This window comes from Bradyrhizobium sp. STM 3562, from assembly GCF_045571435.1.
In the GTDB taxonomy this organism is placed as follows: domain Bacteria; phylum Pseudomonadota; class Alphaproteobacteria; order Rhizobiales; family Xanthobacteraceae; genus Bradyrhizobium.
The window spans coordinates 3331023-3352040 of sequence record NZ_CP120694.1; the positions used below are offsets into that span (position 1 = coordinate 3331023).

Annotated in this window: 20 protein-coding genes; 7 read left to right on the forward strand and 13 right to left on the reverse strand. The window is 62.0% G+C overall.

Going from position 1 to position 21018, the window contains the following annotated elements:
• Positions 1-38: 38 nt before the first annotated feature.
• The 3 genes from P6U23_RS15270 to P6U23_RS15280 form a co-directional block, all read right to left on the reverse strand.
• Entirely contained in the window at positions 39-839 is an 801-nt protein-coding gene (locus P6U23_RS15270) for a quinoprotein dehydrogenase-associated SoxYZ-like carrier (RefSeq protein ID WP_407181471.1), read from the reverse strand.
• A gap of 86 nt (positions 840-925) precedes the next feature.
• On the reverse strand, positions 926-1852 hold the full coding sequence (locus tag P6U23_RS15275; protein ID WP_407180539.1) for a quinoprotein relay system zinc metallohydrolase 2: 927 nt from the start codon (positions 1850-1852) through the stop codon (positions 926-928).
• Complete coding sequence (locus P6U23_RS15280) at positions 1849-2025, reverse strand: hypothetical protein (RefSeq protein WP_407180540.1); 177 nt, start codon at positions 2023-2025, stop codon at positions 1849-1851. Before P6U23_RS15280 ends, P6U23_RS15275 begins: the two co-directional genes overlap by 4 nt.
• A 34-nt stretch (positions 2026-2059) precedes the next feature.
• On the opposite strand from P6U23_RS15280, the gene P6U23_RS15285 reads away from it, so the two are divergent.
• Complete coding sequence (locus P6U23_RS15285; RefSeq protein ID WP_407181472.1) at positions 2060-2968, forward strand: substrate-binding domain-containing protein; 909 nt, start codon at positions 2060-2062, stop codon at positions 2966-2968.
• Positions 2965-3534, forward strand: coding sequence for a PQQ-dependent catabolism-associated CXXCW motif protein (locus tag P6U23_RS15290; protein ID WP_407180541.1), 570 nt, complete (start codon positions 2965-2967; stop codon positions 3532-3534). Before P6U23_RS15285 ends, P6U23_RS15290 begins: the two co-directional genes overlap by 4 nt.
• Positions 3535-3600: 66 nt before the next feature.
• Here P6U23_RS15290 and P6U23_RS15295 read toward each other — a convergent pair whose 3' ends face one another.
• The 6 genes from P6U23_RS15295 to P6U23_RS15320 all read right to left on the reverse strand — a co-directional run bounded on the left by P6U23_RS15295 (position 3601) and on the right by P6U23_RS15320 (position 8464).
• Positions 3601-3894: a copper-binding protein gene (locus tag P6U23_RS15295; protein WP_407180542.1), complete on the reverse strand. Its 294-nt coding sequence runs from the start codon at positions 3892-3894 to the stop codon at positions 3601-3603.
• A gap of 124 nt (positions 3895-4018) precedes the next feature.
• Positions 4019-4633, reverse strand: a complete 615-nt coding sequence (locus tag P6U23_RS15300; RefSeq protein WP_407180543.1) for a hypothetical protein — start codon at positions 4631-4633, stop codon at positions 4019-4021.
• A complete protein-coding gene (locus tag P6U23_RS15305) occupies positions 4630-5478 on the reverse strand; it encodes an ABC transporter permease (RefSeq protein ID WP_407180544.1) in 849 nt (282 codons plus the stop codon). The genes P6U23_RS15300 and P6U23_RS15305 overlap by 4 nt, the downstream gene beginning before the upstream one ends.
• The gene (locus tag P6U23_RS15310) at positions 5475-6236 is read right to left on the reverse strand and encodes an ABC transporter ATP-binding protein (RefSeq protein WP_407181473.1); all 762 of its coding nucleotides are present in this window, start codon (positions 6234-6236) and stop codon (positions 5475-5477) included. The genes P6U23_RS15305 and P6U23_RS15310 overlap by 4 nt, the downstream gene beginning before the upstream one ends.
• Before the next feature lie 56 nt (positions 6237-6292).
• Positions 6293-7264, reverse strand: a complete 972-nt coding sequence (locus P6U23_RS15315) for a YVTN family beta-propeller repeat protein (RefSeq protein ID WP_407180545.1) — start codon at positions 7262-7264, stop codon at positions 6293-6295.
• Between the two features lie 18 nt (positions 7265-7282).
• A complete protein-coding gene (locus P6U23_RS15320) occupies positions 7283-8464 on the reverse strand; it encodes an ABC transporter substrate-binding protein (protein WP_407180546.1) in 1182 nt (393 codons plus the stop codon).
• 124 nt (positions 8465-8588) lie between these two features.
• On the opposite strand from P6U23_RS15320, the gene P6U23_RS15325 reads away from it, so the two are divergent.
• Entirely contained in the window at positions 8589-9104 is a 516-nt protein-coding gene (locus P6U23_RS15325) for a DUF3280 domain-containing protein (RefSeq protein ID WP_407180547.1), read from the forward strand.
• Between the two features lie 9 nt (positions 9105-9113).
• On the opposite strand, the gene fghA is transcribed toward P6U23_RS15325, so the two are convergent.
• Both fghA and P6U23_RS15335 read right to left on the reverse strand, forming a co-directional pair.
• Positions 9114-9959, reverse strand: coding sequence for an S-formylglutathione hydrolase (fghA, locus tag P6U23_RS15330; RefSeq protein ID WP_407180548.1), 846 nt, complete (start codon positions 9957-9959; stop codon positions 9114-9116).
• Between the two features lie 72 nt (positions 9960-10031).
• On the reverse strand, positions 10032-10652 hold the full coding sequence (locus P6U23_RS15335) for a response regulator (RefSeq protein ID WP_407180549.1): 621 nt from the start codon (positions 10650-10652) through the stop codon (positions 10032-10034).
• Positions 10653-10854: 202 nt separating this feature from the next.
• On the opposite strand from P6U23_RS15335, the gene P6U23_RS15340 reads away from it, so the two are divergent.
• Both P6U23_RS15340 and P6U23_RS15345 read left to right on the forward strand, forming a co-directional pair.
• Complete coding sequence (locus P6U23_RS15340; protein ID WP_407180550.1) at positions 10855-12219, forward strand: ATP-binding protein; 1365 nt, start codon at positions 10855-10857, stop codon at positions 12217-12219.
• Between the two features lie 155 nt (positions 12220-12374).
• Entirely contained in the window at positions 12375-14789 is a 2415-nt protein-coding gene (locus P6U23_RS15345) for a TonB-dependent receptor (RefSeq protein WP_407180551.1), read from the forward strand.
• Positions 14790-14845: 56 nt separating this feature from the next.
• On the opposite strand, the gene P6U23_RS15350 is transcribed toward P6U23_RS15345, so the two are convergent.
• Both P6U23_RS15350 and gspD read right to left on the reverse strand, forming a co-directional pair.
• The gene (locus P6U23_RS15350; protein WP_407180552.1) at positions 14846-15439 is read right to left on the reverse strand and encodes a tetratricopeptide repeat protein; all 594 of its coding nucleotides are present in this window, start codon (positions 15437-15439) and stop codon (positions 14846-14848) included.
• Positions 15411-17777, reverse strand: a complete 2367-nt coding sequence (gspD, locus tag P6U23_RS15355; protein WP_407180553.1) for a type II secretion system secretin GspD — start codon at positions 17775-17777, stop codon at positions 15411-15413. Before gspD ends, P6U23_RS15350 begins: the two co-directional genes overlap by 29 nt.
• A 340-nt stretch (positions 17778-18117) precedes the next feature.
• Between gspD and P6U23_RS15360 the strand changes: the two genes are divergently transcribed.
• Both P6U23_RS15360 and P6U23_RS15365 read left to right on the forward strand, forming a co-directional pair.
• Entirely contained in the window at positions 18118-19791 is a 1674-nt protein-coding gene (locus tag P6U23_RS15360; RefSeq protein ID WP_407180554.1) for a GspE/PulE family protein, read from the forward strand.
• A 4-nt stretch (positions 19792-19795) separates the two neighbouring features.
• A complete protein-coding gene (locus P6U23_RS15365; protein ID WP_407181474.1) occupies positions 19796-21007 on the forward strand; it encodes a type II secretion system F family protein in 1212 nt (403 codons plus the stop codon).
• The last annotated feature ends 11 nt before the right edge of the window (positions 21008-21018 follow it).

The following is a 21018-nucleotide window of genomic DNA, read 5'->3' on the forward strand; positions in this document are numbered from 1 at the left end:
GCTGTGTCGCCCGCTGATGCGGGCGAAGACCCGCCCCATCAGCTTCCCGACGTGTCGACCTTCCATTCGCTCCGGAACACATGACCGGCCGTATCCTTGGCCTCCGCCCGGAAGCGCTTCGCGCCGTTTGAAACATAGGTGAAGCGCAGGTTGGGATCTTCCGAGATCGAAATTCCGCCTTCCATCGCCAGCACGGGGCTGTCATCCTGCCAAAGCCGCAGCTCGTTGACGAAGAAAGCCGGAATATAAAGTTGCGTCAGTTGATCCATCTGCAATCCGGAATTGTTGGGATGGCGGATCATGATCTGCGCTTCGCGCGCGCCATCTGCCGGCGCCTGGTCTGACCGGCTGAATTGCCGGTATTTCATCCGGCCAAGCTGATTTTGGGCCTCGTCGGCGTTCTTCGCGGCCGGCGCCGAGCAGCCCCCGGATGCTTTGACGAAAGTCTTGGTCGCGTAGAGTTTGCCGTCGCTGAGCTCGGCCACCGCATGGACGTCGGTATAGTTGTTGACCCGAACGCGCGTTGAAATCTCCGAGACATGCGCATCGGGTCCGAGCTCGAACCTGGCGGCCATGGGCGCGGGATTCTGGTCGATGACCAGCGTAATCGCCACCACGCGGCGGCTGTCAGTGGGCGCAAGCTTGGTGCGTAGCGTGACCGGCACAATTGCCGCATCCTCGGCGCGATACGGCATTTCGATGGCGATCACATCGCTGCCATCGTTGATCGGACGGTTACTGAAAATGTCCTGCACCAGGCCGGGCCAAGGATCATAGGCCTCCGTACTCAGCACCGGGGCGGGCGAGGCTCCGACCAGCCCGCTCACGAGAGCAGCCATACGAAGCATACGGAAATGACGTCCGAGCATGATTGCAGTCCTCGCGACGACGGAAGCACCGCGTTCAATATAGGTCATTGTCGTTACTATTCCCATTCCATTTCGGCGAATGCTGCAGTTGCGTTGCGGGCATTATAATCGTCGAAGAGTGCCCAACGCGGCCGCTCCGAGGCCGCGGCTTTGGTGGCGGCAGTACTTATGGGCTCGCCGCGCGCGAGCGAGGCGCGGACATCCGAAGCCAATGTTTCGAAATAGCGGTGCTCCTCGGCAAGCGCAGCAGGCCATGCGCTCACCGGGCCATGACCGGGAACGACACGTTGCGCCGGCATGGCACCAAGTGCGTCGATCGCGCCCAGAAAGCCGCGCAGATTGCCGTCGAGGACGGGAATGTGGTCGACAAAGACCAGGTCGCCCGCGAACAGCGTTCCCGACTTCTCGTCAAAGACGGTGATGTCGTTGTCGGTATGCGCTGCCGGCCAGGCCCGCAAGGTGAGGGGACGTGCCCCCAGGTCGAGCTTAAGACTGTCCTCGACGAGCAGGGTCGGAGCTATCAACCGTACGTCGTCGATCAGTTCAGAGCCCATGATCCGGCGAAAGGCGTCGATGTAAAACTGGCCGTGCGTCGCCAGGGCCCTTGGCAGATTTCTGTGGCCGACGAAAGTCGTATCGCCGCCCCTGAAAGCCGCATTCCCAAAGAGGTGGTCCGGGTGGGCGTGGGTGTTGATGACATACCGGATCGGCTTATCGGTGCGGCTGCGGATCGAAGCGAGCAACTGCCGGCCTTCGCGGACGCTGCCGCCGGTATCGATCACCGCCACCGCATTCTCGCCAACGATAAATCCAACATTGGCAATCGCGCCGTCGTTGTCATGTGACATCAGGGCGGTCACGCCTTGATGCACGTAGACTCCGGGCGCGATTTGGGTCACGGGCAACTCCTGTTGCCCTGCCTGCGAAACTGTCGAGGCACAGAGCAGGACCAGTGAGGCGAGCGTCCATAGCCTATGGATCATATCGTCGCCTCCGTTTCACCACGAAGGGAGGCCGAGAATGTCTGTTCCACGATGCCCGTTTGCATTGCAGCACGCGCGGCACCGCCGTCGCGCCGATTATGCCGTTGCACGCCTGAAGTGAGCAGCATAGCATTTTGATGGGCTTCTATCGCTTTCAACGTATCGCCTCTCATTGAAGAGATCTCCTGGAGGTTTGCAACGATGCCGATGCTGGAACCGCGACTGTGTGCGACGACGCGTGGCCCGCTGCAACGCTGGCTGGGAGTTTCGTTGCTCGCGATCTTTGCTGCCTTGGGCGGCTTGGCGGCGTCGCGAGCCCAGGTCAATGAGAGCGGCGATCTCTCCATCGAGCTGGTCGATCCGAAGGTATTGAGGGTGTGCGCCGACCCTCGCAACATGCCGTTTTCGAACGAGCAGGGCGAGGGCTTCGAAAACAAGCTCGCTGAATTGTTTGCCGAAAAGCTTCAGAAGAAGCTGGATTACGCCTACTATCCCGGAGCCAGCGGCTTCGTACGCAATACGCTCGGCTCCCATCGCTGCGACGTCATCATGGGCTTTCCGCAAGGTGACGATCTCGCGCAAGGCACCAACCCCTATTATCGCACGGCTTATGCGCTCGTTACCAAACAGGGGAGCGGCCTCGAGGAGGTGACGACGCTGGAAGACGAGCACCTCAAAGACAAGCATATCGGCATCGTCGCCGGTACGCCGCCCGCGACCTACATGGCCGTCGATGGACTGATGGCCAACGCAAAGCCTTACCCGCTGATGATCGATACGCGTGTCGATTCCTCGGCGGAAGCCATGATCAAGGATCTCACCTCGGGCGCGATCGATGCCGGCGTGCTCTGGGGGCCGATGGCCGGGTATTATGCCAAGAAGGCGGGAGCGGTGTTGCACGTCACGCCTTTGGTCAAGGAAACCGCGGGGCCGAAACTGGTCTATCGAGTAGGTATGGGCGTTCGGCCTTCCGACCAGAACTGGAAGCGGCAGCTCAACCGCTTGATCGAAGAGAACCAGCCGGCGATCAACAAGATATTGCTCGAGTTCGGCGTGCCCTTGCTCGACGAGAACGACCAGCCGATCACGCTGGAGACGGCATCAAAGTCGCCATGAGGCCAAAGCTGGCGGGCGTGATCCTGCTGGGCATCGCATCAGCAGCCGTCGCGCAGCCGAATGTTACAGAACCCCGGGATTACCGAACCGAGAACTACCGCGCGCCGGTGCCGGCGACGCTCACCGGAGCACGGGTGTTGACGACCGCCGAGGCTGCGGCGATCTGGCGCGCGAACAGCGGGGTCTTCATCGACGTGCTGCCGCGGCCGCCAAAACCGAAAGGTCTGCCTGAAGGAACGGTCTGGCGCGACAAGCCGCGGTTCAATATTCCCGGCAGCATCTGGTTGCCTGACACCGGCTACGGAAGACTGGCGCCGATGACCGAGGACTATTTGCAGCGCGGCGTTGCGCGCGCATCTCACGGCGACAGAGCCGCGCTGCTCGTGGTCTATTGTCAGGCCGATTGCTGGATGTCGTGGAACGCCGCCAAGCGAATTCTTTCCTACGGTTATTCCAACGTTGCCTGGTATCCGGAAGGCACGGATGGCTGGGAGCGTGCCAACCTGCCGCTGACGGAGGCGCAGCCCGAGCTTCGCCCTGATGAGGAGACGCCACCTTCCCATTAGCGGAGCGTGGCGCGGGCTTCGACCGTCGATGCAATCCGTTGCGCGGTCAGGATTTGTTTCGGAATGTCACCGTTTTTGAAGCTTGGTGATGGTCTTGGAGCCATTTCCGGCAAGCGAATAGGTCACTCTGTCGCCGGCATGGACGGCATCGAGCAGTTTCCCGTCTTGCACCTTGAACTCCTCGGTCGGGCCGCCGGTGCTTGCGCCGACCGTGTTGTCTTGGATCTGCTGGATCGCAACGGTGCCGTTGAGGCGGTTAATCTGCGTAATCATTCCCGCAACGTCGTTCTGGGCCAGCGCTACGTTTGCCACGACATTGATGGCTATCACGCTCGCCAGAATGCTCTTTGCTGCTTTCATCGACGCCTCCGATTTTGCGGTCCTGCAACAAGAGGTCAGCCTTGGATTTGGTTCCCGCGCAGCAGGCTCCAGTTCCCTGCAGCCGGGCCAATCGACGCGGAGGGCTTGCGGCATACCGTCCGCGCTATTCCAATTCCTGCTGGATCTCGCGGCCAAGCGCGAATAGTCGTTGATCGATGGTGGTCGGCACTTCACAAACATATTTGACGACGCGCCGACGGTCTTCGAAAATTCGCGTCTCCCAGAGCAGTTGATTGCTGAGCTCGTCGACCTTGGCTTGATCGGGTGACGAGGAGCTTTGCATATTTTGCAGGTTGATGGTGTCGGACCGGATTTTGTCCGCCGCATCGCGCTGTTTGCGCATCACCCGTTCGAGCCCGTTCATCACGGACGAGCGCTCGGCATTGAGCGTCTCGAACAGGCCTGCGAAGACAAGCTTGCCGGCCATCACCTTGTCGCCCGCCGAGTTCGCCAAAAAGTCCTTGACGTCTTTCTCTGCTTCTTCAAGGGGCGTGCGCCTTGCGGCGACTTTCGTCACTAATGCGCTCACCTTGGGATCATCCTTCCATTTGTTCTGCACATCGTCGATCGGCGGACCGGCCCACACTGCGGCCAGCGAAATCTCCGGTACTTTGGCCTGGGCGCACGGCCAATCGGGGTAGCGCGGATCGGCGGCATGGCAGAGTTGGCTCGATGCCGCCAGCGCGAGCAGTGCACCCGTGATGATCGGCCATCTCATGTTTCACCTCCGGCAGGGCCGCGGCGGCTGAAGCCGCGCGATGGATCGTAGGCCAGGATCGCACCGATCATGAAGACGGCCGTGCAGCCGGCAACGACGGCCAAGGAGATCCAGTTTATCTTTCCGTAAAGGGCGAAGCGGATCAGTTCGACCGCGTGGGTGAACGGATTGGCCTGGCACACATAATAGAGCATCGGGCTGCCTTCCTGAACCCGCCAGAGCGGATAAAGCGCCGACGAAGCGAAGAACATCGGGAAGATCACGAAGTTCATCACGCCGGCAAAGTTCTCGAGCTGCTTGATGCCGGAGGAGATCAGCATGCCGAGTGCACCCAGCATCAGCCCGGACAGGACGAGCGCCGGCAGCACCGTCAGGTATCCGATCGGCGGCGGTTCGATGTCCCAGAACCAGGCGATCAGCAGGAAGGCATAGACCTGCAGCAGTGAAACCGCCGTGCCGGCCAGGAGCTTGCTGAACAGAAGATACCAGCGCGGTATCGGGCTCACCAGCAAGGTGCGCATGTTGCCCATCTCGCGGTCGTAAACCATGGAAAGCGAGGATTGCATGCCGTTGAAGAGCTGGATCATCGCCATCAACCCGGGCGCGATATAGACCTCATAGAGGATGTAGGTCTCATAAGGCGGGATGATGGAGATGCCGAGCACCTGCCGGAATCCGGCCGCAAAGATGAACAGCCACACCAATGGCCGCACCAAGGCGGAGATGAAGCGTTCGCGTTGATGCAGGAAGCGAAGCCCCTCGCGCCAGACGATGCCGGTCAGACACGTGATATATTCGCCAACAGTAAAGCCCCTTGCCCTGTCGCTGATCGTCGTTGTGGTCACGGCTCAGATCCTCCGAGGCCCATGGACTGGGTCAGGCGCATGAATGCGGAATGGACGTCCTGACCTCCAGCCGTGGCAACGACGTCCGAGACCCGACCGCGCGCGAGCATTTTTCCCTGGTGCAGGACCACGAGATCATCGGTCGCGACGATCTCGTCGAACAAATGGGTGGCCCACAGCACGCCGATGCCCTGTTCCGCCGCCACGAGCTGCCTGACATGACCGAGAATGTCGGCGCGAGCCTTGACGTCGAGCCCCACGGTCGGCTCGTCGAGTAGAAGCAGACGCGGCCGATGCAGCAAGGCGCGCGCGATTTCCACGCGCCGCATCTGGCCGCCGGAGAGGTCGCGCACCTTGCTGCCGGCGCGGTCGGCAAGACCGATGCGCGAAAGCAGTTCGAGGCTGCGTCGGCTGGCTTCGCCTCGCCCAATGCCATGCAGGGCGGCGTGATACAGCAGGTTCTGTTTGACCGACAGGTCGAGATCGAGGGTGCGCGGCTGGAATACCACGCCCATGAGCCGCAGCGCCTCGCTGGGCTCGCGGCTGATGTCGTGGCCGAAAATGCTGATCTGTCCGGCTTGAATGCCGAACAGGCGCGTCACCAGGGAGAACAGCGTGCTTTTGCCGGCGCCGTTGAGGCCGAGCAGGGCTGTGAAGCTCGCGGGCGCGACCGTAAAGCTGATGTCGGCCAATGCGCGCCGTGGGCCATAGGAATGGCTGACGCCGACGATCGACAATGCCGGTATGTCGGCGGGCATCTGTCTCGGATTTGCGGCCAACTGCGCCTGCGCGCCGCCGGGCGAGTCAGCCATCGTCATCGCGGCGACATCGTGATGCCCCATGGCAACTCTCCAACCTGGATTGTCTTGATCACCTTTTGCGCGGCCACATCGATCACCGAGACGTCGTTGGAAACGCCGTTGGTCGTCAGCAGGTATTTTTCATCAGGCGTGAACGCCATGTGCCAGACCCGCTGGCCGACCAGTAGATATTTGATCACCTTATGGCTCGTCGCATCGACCACGGCGACGCGATTGGCAGGACCTAGCGCGACAAAGGCCGTCTTGTCGTCTTTCGTGATACCGATGCCGACAGCCTGGATCGCTTCGCGTCGCAAACCGGGAATGCTGAATTCGATCTTGCCGGTCACCGCATGCTTGACCGGATCGATGATGGACACCGTGCCTCCGATCTCGGAGGACACCCACAATTCGGAGCCACCAGACTTGAATGCGGCAAATCGCGGCCGGGAATCCACGAGCACGCTGGCAACGACCTGGCGCTTCGCCGTGTCGATGAAATGCGCCATATTGGTGGTTTCGGAGGTGTTGATCAGAATCTTGCCGTCCGGACTAATCGCCATGCCCTCGGGCTCGACACCGACCTGAATGTCACCGAGCCGGGCGCGCTTTTCGAGATCGATGACCGTGACGGTGTTGTCGTTCTCGTTGGCGACATAGAGGATCTTGCCGGCGGCATCCTGGGTGAACAATTCAGGATCTGGTCCCGAGGGCAGGGTGTCGACCACCTGCTTTTTCGCGGTATCGATTACATCGATGGTGTCGTCATCCCCGACTGCGACCATCACGAACTTTCCGTCCCGCGAGAACTCGATGCCGCGCGGCCGCTGGCCCACTTTGATAGTGTCGGTGACGGTCCAACTGTCAGTATCGATCACCGAGACGGTGTTGCCCTTCTCATTCGACACATAAGCAATGAAGGCTTGCGCGGGCGACATCGCCGCGAACCACACGGCCAGTCCGGGAAGCAGGCAGTAGCGCCACATGCGCGTTTCACTCCATCCTCAACGCAGCTTGCATTTGGTTTCGGGCCGATCGACGCCGAGTGTGTCGAGTTCCGAAACTTGATGTAGAAAGCCCTCCTGGGGCGAGACCGAAACCACCATGCGCCCATCAGCCAGCAGGATGGGCTGGCGTAGCTGCAAATTCCAGTCCCGCAGGGTCAGCGGCTGGCCCTTGAAGGCCGCAAGGGCAAAGTCCGGCCCTCTGATGAAGTCGACGAGCTTCTTGAGATCGCTGGAGTTGGTGCGTGATGCCGCTTCGCCGACCATGCGCGCCGCGGTCCAGGCCTGCATGTCCAGCGCCGTCATGCGCCGCGAGTTCAGTTTCACGAATCGGTTCTGCAATTGGATTGCGCCCCATTGGTCGTGCGCGGCGTCCCAACTGGTCGGCACCAGGCCCGCGGAGCCCGCGACCGGCCGCGGGTCCCACGTCCGGTAGGGCAGATAGGAGGCAAAGACTTCGCTTTCGTCGGCCGCGACCAGGACGTCATAGGCGGGGGCCTGCTGCGTGAACACAGGCATCTGGCGTTGGATCAGCGTCACCCCGCTGTCGGTGCGGCGCGCTCCACCGGTATCCTCGAACGTACGCTCCTGGACAATCTTGGCGCCAAAACGCATAGCCGAGCGGCGCAACGCGTCGGCATAGAGCTTGTCTTTCTCGTGCGAGCCAACCACGAGCAGCCAGCGCTTCCATTGCTTCCACACCAGATATTGGGCGAGCGCATCCGCTAGCATCGAACGCGTCGGGGCGACATGGATGACGTTGGCGCGGCAATCCTCCTCGCGTAAGCGATCGTCGATCGCCCCGGCATTCAGCAGCACGGTGCCGCGGTCGCGCAGTGCGTCGGCCACCTTGAGCAGTTCGTCCGGGGGGAGATCGGCGATGATGAAACCATCGTGGCCGGCCAGCGTCGTGGCCGTCTTGACCACGTCATCGCCATGCTTGAGCCTGACTTCGTCGAGCGTAAAATGCTGATTGAGGAATTTGCCGGTCGTGTTGTTGTCCTCGATGGCAAGACGCGCGCCCGCGACACCGTTGTTTTCCGTCGGCTGCTCCACCAGGGATAATGTCGATTGGATGGCGGCGCGGTGCAGGTAGCCAATGTCGATCTCGATCGGGTCCGCTGCAAGCACGGGCGTCGCAAGCAAGCCCAAGCCAACCGCGCCGATCAACCACCGGACCATGATTCCTCCCGAAAACTCATCCTTCGCCTGAACCGACGATAGGCCTCTTGGCTTGAAACAAGACTGAATTATGCTGGTGTTGCAAGCCCGCATTTTGTCGTCATGCCGTCAGGGGATCACCATCATGAGAGCATGGCTCGCCGCTATGGTGCTAGCGCTCGCGATTTCAGTGCCCGCACGCGCCGGTCAACCCAAACTCGCGGTGTTCGATTTCGAACTGCTCGACACCAGCCTGCAGGGGCAGATGAGCGGGCCGCGAAAGGACGAGCAGGAGCGGCTCATGCGGGCCGGCGATCAGCTACGCAAGGAACTTGCGGAATCCGGCAAGTTCCAGCTCCTTGACATCGCGCCGGTCAATGCTGCAGCGCATGCCAGCAATCTGCAGGCCTGCGGCGGCTGCGACGTCAAGCTGGCGCAGCAACTCGGCGCCGATCTCTACGTCACCGGCGTCGTGCAAAAGGTCTCCGAGCTCATCCTGATCATGAGCATCTCCATGCGGGACGCGCATACGGGAAATCTGGTTACAGCGATGAACGCCGACCTTCGCGGCAACAATGACGAATCCTGGTCGCGCGCGACGGCCTATCTCGTGCGCAACCGGTTGCTTGCCCCGAATTACGGTGCGCCGCAGCCGCAATAGAGTGCGGGTTCAAGCCTTCAGGCGAGCAGCGTGCCAGCGCAGATGATCGCTCATGAAGGTCGAGATGAAATAGTAGCTGTGGTCGTAACCTTCTTGGCGGCGCAGGGTGAGGGGAATTTTGGCCTTCTCGCAGGCGGCCTTCAGCAATTCCGGGCGAAGCTGCTCGGTCAGGAATTGGTCGGCATCGCCGTAGTCGACCAGAAATTCGGAGAACCGCGCCCCGTCTTCGATCAAAGCGACGGTGTCGTGCTTGCGCCAGGTTCCCTTGTCGGCACCGAGATAGCCTCCGAGTGCCTTGATGCCCCAGGGCACTTGTGACGGCGCCACGATGGGCGCAAAGGCGCTTGCCGCGCGGTAGCGCTCGGGGTAGCGCAGCGCAACCGTGAGCGCGCCGTGTCCGCCCATGGAATGCCCCAGGATGGACTGGCGTTTCGGATCAGCCGGGAAATTTTCGGCGATGAGCTGCGGCAATTCTTCCGTGACGTAGCTCCACATACGGTAGTTGCGCGCAAAGGGCTCTTGCGTCGCGTCGACATAAAAGCCCGCGCCGAGCCCGAAATCATAGGCATTTGCGGGATCGCCGGGCACATCGGCGCCGCGTGGGCTGGTGTCGGGAGCAACAAAGATCAGGCCCAGCTCCGCACATGCGCTGCGAAACTCGCCCTTCTCCGTCACATTGGCATGCGTGCAGGTGAGCCCGGAGAGATAGAACACGACCGGCAGTTTTGTTCCGTCCTGGTGCGGCGGGACATAGACCGAGAACGTCATGTCGGTCTTGGTCTGCTGGCTGGCATGCCGATAGACGCCCTGCATGCCGCCATATGATTTGTTGCGGGAAACCGTCTGTATCGTCATGAGATTCAATCCTGCGCAAATGCGATGGCGGGAGCGTTGGGCTATCGAACCTATGGATGCAATATGGTCCCTTTAAGCAACGCCGCTCTCGATTGCCAGCCGGACCAGCTCGACCGACGTACGCACGCCGAGCTTCTGGCGCATGATCGAGGCCGTGTTGGCGACCGTCTTGTATGAGGCTTGGACCAGCCAGGCGATCTCCGAGAGGCTCTTGCCGGCGCTGAGCAGGCGCAAAATTTCCATCTCGCGCGAAGTCAGCTTTGACAGCGGGCTTTGGGCGAATGCCGGTCCGGCAAAGGCGATGCTGCGCGCCATCGCGCTCGGCAGATAGGTTCCGCCGCTTCCGACTTGCCGGATGGCTTCGACCAGGTCGCAAGGATCGCCGGATTTTGAGACATATCCCTTCGCGCCGACTTCGATCGCGCGCGCGGCGAAGATCGGATCATCGTTCATGCTGAACATGATGATGCGGGCCGAGGCGTCGCGCGCAAGGATGCGCCGCGCCAGCTCAAATCCCGACACCGTCGGCAGGTTGATGTCGATGACGCTGACATCAGGATGTTCGGCGGTAAAAACACGTTCGCCGCTTTCCGCGTCGGCGGCTTCCAAGATCATCATCTCGCCTTCGTCGGCGAGCACGGCCCGACAGCCCGAAGCGACAATGGGATGATCATCAACGATCAAAACACGCATCGGCCTTGGTCCCAAACAGCCGCGCCGGTCCGCTTTGTTGCAGCGCACTAAACCGAACGCTCGCCAAAATCTCTCCGCGATGCGTGTCCACACCGGCCCATGCATCGCGAGCAATGTTGCTATACGCTGGATTAGATAGTCGGCTCATTTATCTGTCAACGCTTCTCAAGGAAGCGAAATGCGGCGGTCGGGGGCGAATGGCATGTGGCAGAGACTTTCCTTGCGCGCGCGCATCACTTTGCTGCTGGCACTGGTTTTGGCGCTGGGCCTTGCCATCAACATCGCGCGGCTGGTCGTGGAGGCAGGGCCGCGCGTCCAGGCCGAGGATCAAAGCGTCATCCGATTGACGCGCGCCTTTATCGAAACGGTCGCGGCGGACTTGAACGAGGCTCCGGATCCCGATGCGAAGTTGAGGCAGATCGCGGGCGATCTCAGCCGGCTTCGTCACGTCAGCATCACACGCCGGGGCGAGGCGGGAGCAGCTCCGCGCGTTGATCGCGTCGCCGAAAGCGACGATCCCCACGCGCCGCCCGCCTGGTTCGTCAGTCTCGTTCACCCGGAGACGACGGCGGTTGATGTTCCGGTTTCGATCCACGGAAAACCGGAATGGCTCGTGATCACCTCGCACCCGAACGACGAGATCGCCGAAATCTGGGACGGCATCGTCACCCAGCTCGAGGTGGGCTCCGCGACCGCGGTAGCTCTCTTCGTGGTCACGATGCTGGTCATCGGTCGCGCTCTTGCGCCGCTCAAGGCGCTGTCGCAGGCCATGACTCGCATCGAGCGCGGGTCTTACGATGTGCGGGTCAAACCCGGCGGAGCACCCGAACTGGCCGCGATCTGTGCCAAGCTGAACCATCTGGCGGCCGTTTTGGGCGAAGCGGTCGAGGAGAAGCGCAGGCTGGCCGAGCGGGCGGTCTCGTTGCAGGACCTGGAACGCAAGCAGATCGCCCGCGAACTTCACGACGAGTTTGGGCCATACCTGTTTTCGCTTCGCGCCCATGGGAGCGCGTTGATGCGGCTGTCGCAGAATCCTGAGCCGATTGGGGAAGCGGTAGGGAAGCACAGCAGCGCCATTCTCGAGCAGGTCAATGCCCTGCAGCAGTTCAATCGCCGGGTTCTGGAGAAGCTGCGGCCGGTGGGGCTTGCCGAACTCGGACTGCACGGGGCGCTTCAGGCGCTGCTCCGCTTATGGGGCGAGTCGCATCCCGATGTGTCCATAGAAACCAACATTTCGCGTGCGCTCGGCGAAACCGGCGAAACGACCGATTTGACGATCTATCGCGTGGTCCAGGAAGCGTTGACCAACGTCTTTCGCCACGCCGACGCGACCTCGGTCAACATCACCATCGAGCCTGCTGAGCAGCAGCAGGGAACACAGGACGGGCGAAGCGGTGCTCTGGTGCGCGTGCGGGACAATGGGCGCGGCTTGCGGCCCGATCATAGGCTCGGCCTTGGATTGACCGGCATGCGCGAGCGGATATTGGCGCTGGGAGGCACGCTCTCGGTGGCCTCGGGCGAGGGCGGCGTCACGGTGGAGGCGATCATCCCCAAAGCCGCGCATTAGCGAGAAGATCGGGAATTCTTCCCGATCGTTCCAGGAAAAGGTCATGACAGAGAACGCGACCTTTTGCAGCTAGCGTGTCCCGCGCCGCTTACTAATATCGCTCCCATCGCAACACCGGAATTCAGAACGTCCGGGACGGGGTGGGGACGGCGGGAATGGGCGCTCGAGTTCGGCTGATCGCATCGGTTTCAGCGATCCTGATGTTGGCGACCGAGGTTGCGTTCGCACAGGATGAGCCGGCGGGCGGCCACGTCTTGCCGACTTTGCGCGTCCGGGCGCCGACACAACATCCGAAGCGGAGCCCTCCAAGGAGCGCAACGCCGGTTGCAAGTTCGACGGAGCGGCTCCGCGTTTATCCGCTCGCAACCGGGTCAAGCGGAGGACTGGAGGCCGACAAGGTGCCGGCCAGCATCAATGTTGTCGGCACCAGCGAGATCGAGCGCACCGGCTCGCCGGTTGTCACGGATGCCCTCAAACAATACGTCCCGAGTACGAACACCACCGACGTCGCCGGCAATCCGTTTCAGCCCAATTTGGAATTCCGCGGCTTCGTCGCGTCTCCGGTATCGGGTACGCCGCAGGGACTTGCGGTTTATCAGAACGGAGTGCGCATCAACGAGGCCTTCGGTGACACGGTCAATTGGGACTTGATCCCGACCGCTGCCATCCAGTCTGTTACGATGGTGACCAATAATCCCGCTTTCGGCCTGAATGCACTGGGTGGGGCCGTCAACATCCAGATGAAAAACGGCTTCATCTATCACGGTGCCGAGATCGATACGATGGGCGGCTCGTACGGCCGCATCCAGAGCTCGGCGCAATGGGGAAAGCAGGTCGACAATTTCGCCGTGTATGGCGCTCTGGAAGGAGTTCATGACGACGGCTTTCGTAACTTCTCGCCCTCCGACATCAGGCGCTTCTACGGCGATGTCGGTTACCGGAGCGACGGTAACGAATTTCACATGAACATGGGGATAGCCGACAACAAGTTTGGCGCGACGGCTACCGTCCCGGTCGAGCTGCTCGATCAATTTTGGGGCGCGACCTATACGACACCGCAGACCACCGAGAACCGTGTCGGATATCTCAACTTTACGGGAAAGGTCGAGGCGACGCCGACCTGGACGCTCGAAAGCGCGGCGCATGTGCGTTTCTTTGAGCAGGGCGTGGTGGATGGAAATCCGACCGGAACGCAGCCATGTGCCGATCCGACGCTTTTGTGCTTTCGCGATGATTCCACGCCTGCAAATGGCCTGAACGGCGCGCAGCTCGCCAATCCCTTTGCGCCCGACGCCGTTCTTGGCGAGCTTGACCGCTCGCTGACGCGCTCAACGACGACAGGCCTATCGGTGCAGGCGACCAATAGCGATGAGCTGTTTGGCCATACCAATCGTTTCGTCATCGGCACAAGCTTCGACTACAGCACGACCCGGTACAACGCCAGCGCCGAACTTGGTTCGATTGGCCCCAATTTCGTGGTCAGCGGCAGTGGCATATTTCTGGGACAATCCGGCAGCCCGGTGTCGATCGGCCCGGTCGCGCTACGTACCACAAACCAATATACCGGACTTTATGTACTCGACACGTTTGATGTGACGAAGGCTTTTTCGATCACCGGCGGCGGCCGCTTCAATGACGCCCGCATCGCCTTGCGTGATCAGTTGGGGACGTCTCTCAACGGCAACGAAACCTTCGACCGCTTCAACCCCATCATCGGCGGCACCTACAAGATCACGCCGGAGCTGACCGCCTACGCCAGTTATTCCGAAGCCAACCGCGCGCCGACCCCGCTGGAACTCGGGTGCGCCGATCCGGCGCATCCCTGCATCATCGCGGCCTTCCTCGTCTCCGATCCACCGCTGCAGCAGGTGGTGTCGCGCACCGTCGAAGCGGGCTTTCGCGGCACCGAGCAACTCGGCATCGGAACGCTGAATTGGAAGTTCAGCGCATATCGGGCCAAAAATACCGACGACATCCTGGCCATTCCAAGCCCGGCGCTGCAGGGGTTCGGCTATTTCCAGAACGTCGGCGACACCCGGCGGCAAGGTGTCGAGGCCGAAGTCAATCTCAAGTCATCTGCGCTGCAGATGAGCGCAAGCTACGCGTTCGTGGACGCACGTTTCCTCAATGCGTTGAAGGTCGGCTCCAACAGTCCGTTTGCCGATGCCGAGGGCAACGTGCAGATTCTACCGGGCAACCAGATTCCGGCGATCCCGCGCCACCGCATCAAGGCCAGTGTCGATTATTCGATCACGGACGCCTTCAAAATTGGCGGCGATGCGCTGTTCGTCAGCAGCCAGTATTTCGTCGGTGATGAATCCAACCAGGCGGCAAAGCTGCCCGGATACGCCGTCTTCAATCTTCGCACCTCCTATCAGATCGATAAGACGTTCCAGATCTACGCACGCGTCGACAATGTCTTCGATAACCGCTACGCGACCTACGGAACGTTCTTCGACACCGGTGCCATCCCGAATTTTGCAAATGGCGGGGCGCCATTCACCGATGCGCGCTCGCTCAGTCCCGCACGCCCGCGGTCCTTTTATGTGGGCTTGAAAGCGACCTTCTGAGCCGACACTCAGGACAACCGACTGACCCGCCAATGGTGCGCGCGGCGCACCCTAGACTAGCGGGGATCCAGCCGCTCGCGCGACCGCGGCACGCTTGGCGCCAGAGGGATCGGGGCCCAGTTCAGCGCCAGCCGTTGCCCCACGACGATCTCGTTCGTTGACATCTTCGACGCCACCGCGTCTCGGAATCGCGTGTAGGCATCGCGCTCGTGACCGCGTGTATGCGCCGCGGCGAGATTGAGCCACATGTAAGCGAGCACAAAATCCTGCGGAACGCCGTGCCCCTTGTCGTACATCAGGCCCAGCATGGCTTGTGCGAACGGATTGCCGAGGGCTGCTCCTTGCGAATAGAAATCGGCGGCGGCGTCATAGGCCTGCGGGGCGCCGAAGCCGTGTTCATACATGAAGCCCAGCATGCCGAGCGCCCTTGCGTTTCCGCGATAGGCCAGGGGCGCGAGGTCACGGAACGCGCGAACATAGTCGCCGCGCTCGAAGGCTGCCGTCCCGCGCGACAGCGCGTCGGCATGTGCGCACGGGATGACGCCGGCGCAGAGCAGGGCGGCGAGCAGCAGTCCCGGTACGCGTCGCCTCGCATGTTCGCTCAGAACGCGGCGAAAGCGTTCAATGGAAGCTGGTGGTGATAGGGGCATTGGTCGAGGTCGTGGCGATACTTCCGCGCAGTTTCGATCGAAGCTCTTCCGCAATGATGTGGGCGTCCGAGCCATCGCGGATGATTTGCGGCCGGATGAAGATGATCAGCTCGGTGCGTGCGGTGGCGTTGCTCTGATGTCCGAAAGCATCGCCGAGCCCCGGAATCTGGTCGAGCACCGGGATGGCGTTACGGGTGCCGTTCTGCTGCTCGCTGATCAGGCCGGCCAGCAACACCGTTTGACCGTTCGCCACCGAGATCTGGCTCTTGACCCGGCGCTCCGACACCGTCGGCGTCAGGCTGTTGGCACTGCTCGGCGGCACATTGCTGATCTCCTGCTCGACGTCGAGCCTCACATTGCCGTTGACGCTAATACGCGGCGACACCCGCAAGATGACGCCGGTGTTGCGGTAGTCGATGGTGTTGACGACGGTGTTGCTCGTCGTCAGCACCGTGGCGCTGCCGGTGGAGACAGGCACCACGTCACCGACCTGCAGTGTCGCCACCTGGTTGTTGATGACGACCAGGGATGGATTGGACAGCACCTTGACGCTGGTGACCGCGTGCAGCGCATCGAGGATAAGGCTGGGCTGCGTCGCCGAACCGACCAGGAAATTGAAGCCAGGGAAAGCCTGGTTGACGAAGGCGTTGGTGAGCGATCCCGCGACGCTGACCGCGCCCGTCGTGGAATCGGTCGTGGTAGCCGGCGCTGTCGTTGCCTGGGTGTTGAGAATGGAGCCGGTGTTCGGCTTCAAGCCGAGATTCTGGCTGGTGATGTAGGCCTGAACGCCATAGGCCAGGGTGTTGTTCAGCGTGACCTCGGCGATCGTGGCATCGATCGCGACCTGCTGCTGCGGCTGATCGACCTGCAGCAGGGTGGATTCGATGATTTGGTAGTTGGCCTGGTCCGCATAGATCAACAGGGTGTTGTTGACGGTATCCGGCGTTATTCTGACGTCCTGCATGACCGGCTGGCCGTTGCCGCCGCTGTGGCCGCTGTCCAAGGCGCCGGCGCCGTTTTGGTTGTTGTTGCTGTTGGCGACTTGCCCGCCAAACGCCTGGCTGCTTCCGCTTCCCGAGCCCATTCCGCCCAGTCCAGCGCGCCCACCGAAGCTATTCGCCGTCGGCGAGGAGTTGGAGTTGGCATTGAGCGACAGACGATCGGCACTTGAACTCGCCGTGGTCCCGGAGCCCGGTGCGACCTGATTATCGGCACTGTCCAGCAGACTGGAGGAGGACGATCCGCCCAGGAACATGTCGGTGAGCACGCGCGCGATCTGGCGGGCTTCTCCGTATTTTACTCTGTAGACATGGACCGTCGTTCGGGCCATGTCGGTGCGGTCCAGGCGCTTGATCCAGGTAGCCGCAGTATGCAGCATCTCCGGCTTTCTGCTGACGACCAGCACCGCGTTGAGGCGGGCGATCGGCATGAATTTGATCACGTTCTGGCTGAGGCCATTCTCACCGGAATCAACGATCTTTTCCAATTCGGCAATGATCGGGGCGGGCGAGCCGCTTGAGATCGGGAAGATGCCGACCGATTGGCCGCGCATCCAGTCGACATCGAAGCTCAAGACGGTATCGACCGCGGTGCGACGCTCGGGGCCTGTCCCTTGAACCAAAATGAGATTTCGTCCGACATCGGCGCGGACCGCGCCGGCCTTGGTGGCAAAGCTGTCCATCAACTTCAACAGCGTCTGCGCCGACACATATTGTAAGGGCACGACGGAGACGCCAAAGCCGGGCTCGGGGCTGGCGCTCGCAGCATCGACCCGGCCCGCGCCGACCGCGTCGCCCAGTGGTGTCAGCCGATAGCCGCTCGTATCGCGCAGCAGCACGACCCCGCTCAACCGCAACGCGTTTTCCAGCACGAAGACGATGTCTGACTTGGGTACCGGCCGGACCGACACCAGACTGACGGTGCCCTGTACCCGCGGATCGATCGTGTAGCCGACATGCAGGATGTCGCCGAGCACGACCTTCGCGACGGTCGCGACCGGCGTGTTCTCGAAATTCAGGTCGAAGCCGCCGCCACTCGCCGCCATTTGCGGGCGATCGTCCGAAACGCCTGTGACTTCAGTACCTTCGTACATGGCCGCGCGGACGCCGCCGCTGCCTTGATCGGCTGCCATTGCCGGGGAATTCATCGGCCGTGGCTGTCGCGGCAGGAGGTCGATCGACCGTACCTTGTCGACAATATCTAGCTGTGACGCATCCACGCTTTCGCCAACCGTCGCGGAGTTGCACGAGGCCAACAAAGCCAGCGAGATCAGAGCAAATACAGCGCCACCGCTGCGATGGACCACTGGGTACCGGCCAAGCCTGCCGACGCGTACCATAATTCTTTTCGCCATTCCGTCCGGGTGGGTGACCGCAGAGCGTTTGCGACGATCCATCCCTGCAGGCGAAAGTACTTAGCGAGGGAAGATGACAGAAATAAATTGCCTGCATGATCGGCCGAACGAAGGTGGTGCGTGTTGATCCCGGAACACACGATCCGCGGCCACTCTCACCGACATTGCCTGTTGAAATCTTTTTGAGTCTTGAACGGACCGGCGGCTTCGTACGGCTGTCACACTTCGGATCAATAACCGCACGGCCCGGCCAAGCGTCGCCGCCACCCGCGACCTCGCCTGATCCGCCGATCGATCCTTGAAAGTCCTATGACAGGAATGATGAATGGCCAGCGAGCTGTCCTCGCAATTCCTGGATTACCTTCGCCAGAAAAGCTTTTTGGCGGCGGTCGACGACGATGCGGCTGGGCAGGCTGGTCCCGATCGCGCTCGCGACAAGCTTTGGGAGCGCACTGAACTCTCGGCTATCGAGTTCGCCGACGAAGCGGCGCGCTTTTTCGGGTTCGAGCGCGTCACTCTGCAAGACATGATGTCGGCGGAGCCGCTGGTTGCCTCGTTCTCGCAGCGATTTCTGCGCGAGACTGTCGTGTTTCCCTACAGAATTGCCGGCGGGGAGGCGATCCTCGCCGTTGCCGATCCAACCGACGAGGCGGCGCAGCGCGCGGCGCAAATCGTGCTTGGGGCCGGTATCGTCGTCAAGGTCGCGACGTCGGAGGATCTGGCGGTTGTCCTCAACCAACGGCTCGACGAAAGTCAGGCCGATGCAACCGCCGACATGGTGGCGCAGCCGCGCGAAGACGATATCGAAAGCCTGCGTGACCTTGCGAGCGGGGCGCCCGTGGTTCGCGCGGTCAACGACCTTCTTGAAAAAGCTGTCGAGCTTCGCGCGAGCGACATCCATATCGAGCCGTTTCCCAGCGGACTTGCGGTCCGTTTGCGCATCGACGGCCTGCTCCGGCCGGTAGCGGCGCCGGCCGGTGTGCTGCCGCAGGCCGTGATTTCCCGCATCAAGATCATCGCCAACCTCAACATCGCCGAACGCAGGTTGCCGCAGGATGGCGCGGCGCGGTTGCGGGCAGGGCGGACCGACAGCGACATTCGTGTCGCGATCATGCCGACGCAGCATGGGGAGTCCGCGGTGATCCGCATCCTGCCCAAGGATCGCGGGCTGCTGGTCGTCGAGAAGCTCGGGTTCTCGCAGTCCGATGAGGTCAAGCTGCGGCGGCTGCTGAAACTGCCGCACGGCATGATCGTGATCACCGGCCCGACCGGCAGCGGCAAGACGACGACGCTGGCCACGATCCTCTCGATCCTCAATGAGCCCGTTCGCAAGATTCTGACGATCGAGGATCCGGTCGAATACGAAATTCCGGGCATCAATCAATCCCAGATCAAGCCTGCCATCGGCTTGACCTTCGCCGCGGCGCTACGCTCGTTCGTGCGCCAGGATCCCGACGTGATCATGGTCGGCGAAATCCGCGATTCCGAAACCGCGCACGTGGCCGTTCACGCGGCGCTGACCGGGCATCTGGTGCTGACGACGCTGCACACCGAGACCGCGGCGGCCGCGGTGCCGCGAATGCTCGATCTCGGTGTCGAGGGCTATCTGCTGAGGTCGGTGTTGCGCGCCGTGATCGCCCAGCGGCTGGTGCGCCAATTGTGCGAGCGGTGCAAGTCGCCGCGCTCCCTCGGCGAGGCGAATTTCGTCGAGGACCCGCGCCTGGCGGCCTTTGGCTTCCGCCCTGGGGAAACCCTCCACGAGCCGTGCGGCTGCGACCGCTGCGGCGGTACCGGCTATCGCGGTCGGCTGGGCGTGTTTGAGCTGCTCGAGCTGACGAATGAGATTCGCGAGCTGATTGGGGAGAAAACGGATGGGCTCAAGATCGACGAGGCAGCCATCCGCGCCGGCATGACGACGATGCTCGACGACGGCATCGCCAAATGCCGGGCGGGCCTGACCTCGCCCGCCGAAATCCTCCGTGTCACGACCATGCGGTGAAGGCGTGCCCAATTATCGCTACCGAGCCTTGACCCAGAACGGCGAAATCGTGAATGGCACGATCAGCGCGCCGACGCTGACCGAGGTCGCCCGCCGCATCGAATATCTGCGGCTGCTGCCGATCGAGACCGTCGAGGACAAGCGTGCCTCGACCGCCTCCGGCGGCTACGGCCTGTTCGGACGGCCGAGCGCCGCCGAGATTACGACATTCACGCGCGACCTCGCACTGTTGCTCAAGGCAGGCGCGCGCCTTGATGACGCGCTGGAATTGCTGGCCAGTGATGCGGACGTCGGCAGGTTGCGGCCGGTCGTCGGCAAGCTGCGCGCGGCGCTTCTCGCGGGCGAGAGCTTTGCCGATGCGGTTGCGGATCATCCGGCATTGTTTCCGCCCATGTATGGCGCGCTGGTGCGCGTCGGCGAAGTCTCGGGCACGCTCGACCAGGTGCTGGACGCGCTGGGAGCGGAGCGCGCGCGGTCCGAGTTGATGCGGCGGAAGCTCACCGATGCCATGCAGTACCCGGCCTTCGTCCTGTTTGCCGCCGGCGCCGTGATGCTGTTCTTCATTCTTTTCGTCCTGCCGCAGTTCTCGACCGTGCTCGGCGATTTCGGGGCGAAGTCGGATACGACACTCGGGACCTTCATCAGCCTGTCCGATTTCCTGCGGGCCAACGCGACCGCCGCGCTGTCCATCACGGCTGCGACGATCGCCGGAGCCTGGTGGGTGTTGCGTCGGCCGGGCGCACGCGGCGCAATCGTGACGGGGCTTTCGCGCCTGCCCGGCATTGGCCTCATCTTCCAATTTTATCGAACCAGCCTGTTTTGCCGCAATCTCGGCGTTCTGCTTGGAAGCGGCGTCAACCTGACCGCGACGCTGCGTATCCTCGTCGACATCATGGCGGTGACCGGCAACGAGGAAAGCTGGACGGCGGCAGCCGATCGCGTTCGCCACGGCGGCAAATTATCGGATGCGCTCGCTGTGGCAAGCAGCCTGCCGCCCATGGCGGTTCGCATGCTGCGGCTGGGGGAGGAGACCGGACAATTGCCGGTGCTGGCAGGGCGGGTTGCAGAATTCTATGAAGCGAAATTGCAGCGCAGCCTCGACCGCGTCGTCGGCATCATCGGGCCGCTCGCCATCGTAACCATCAGCACTGTCGTTGGCGGATTGATCGTATCCGTCATGACGGCATTGCTTTCCGTGACACAACTCGTCGGCTAGAGCAGAGGTTG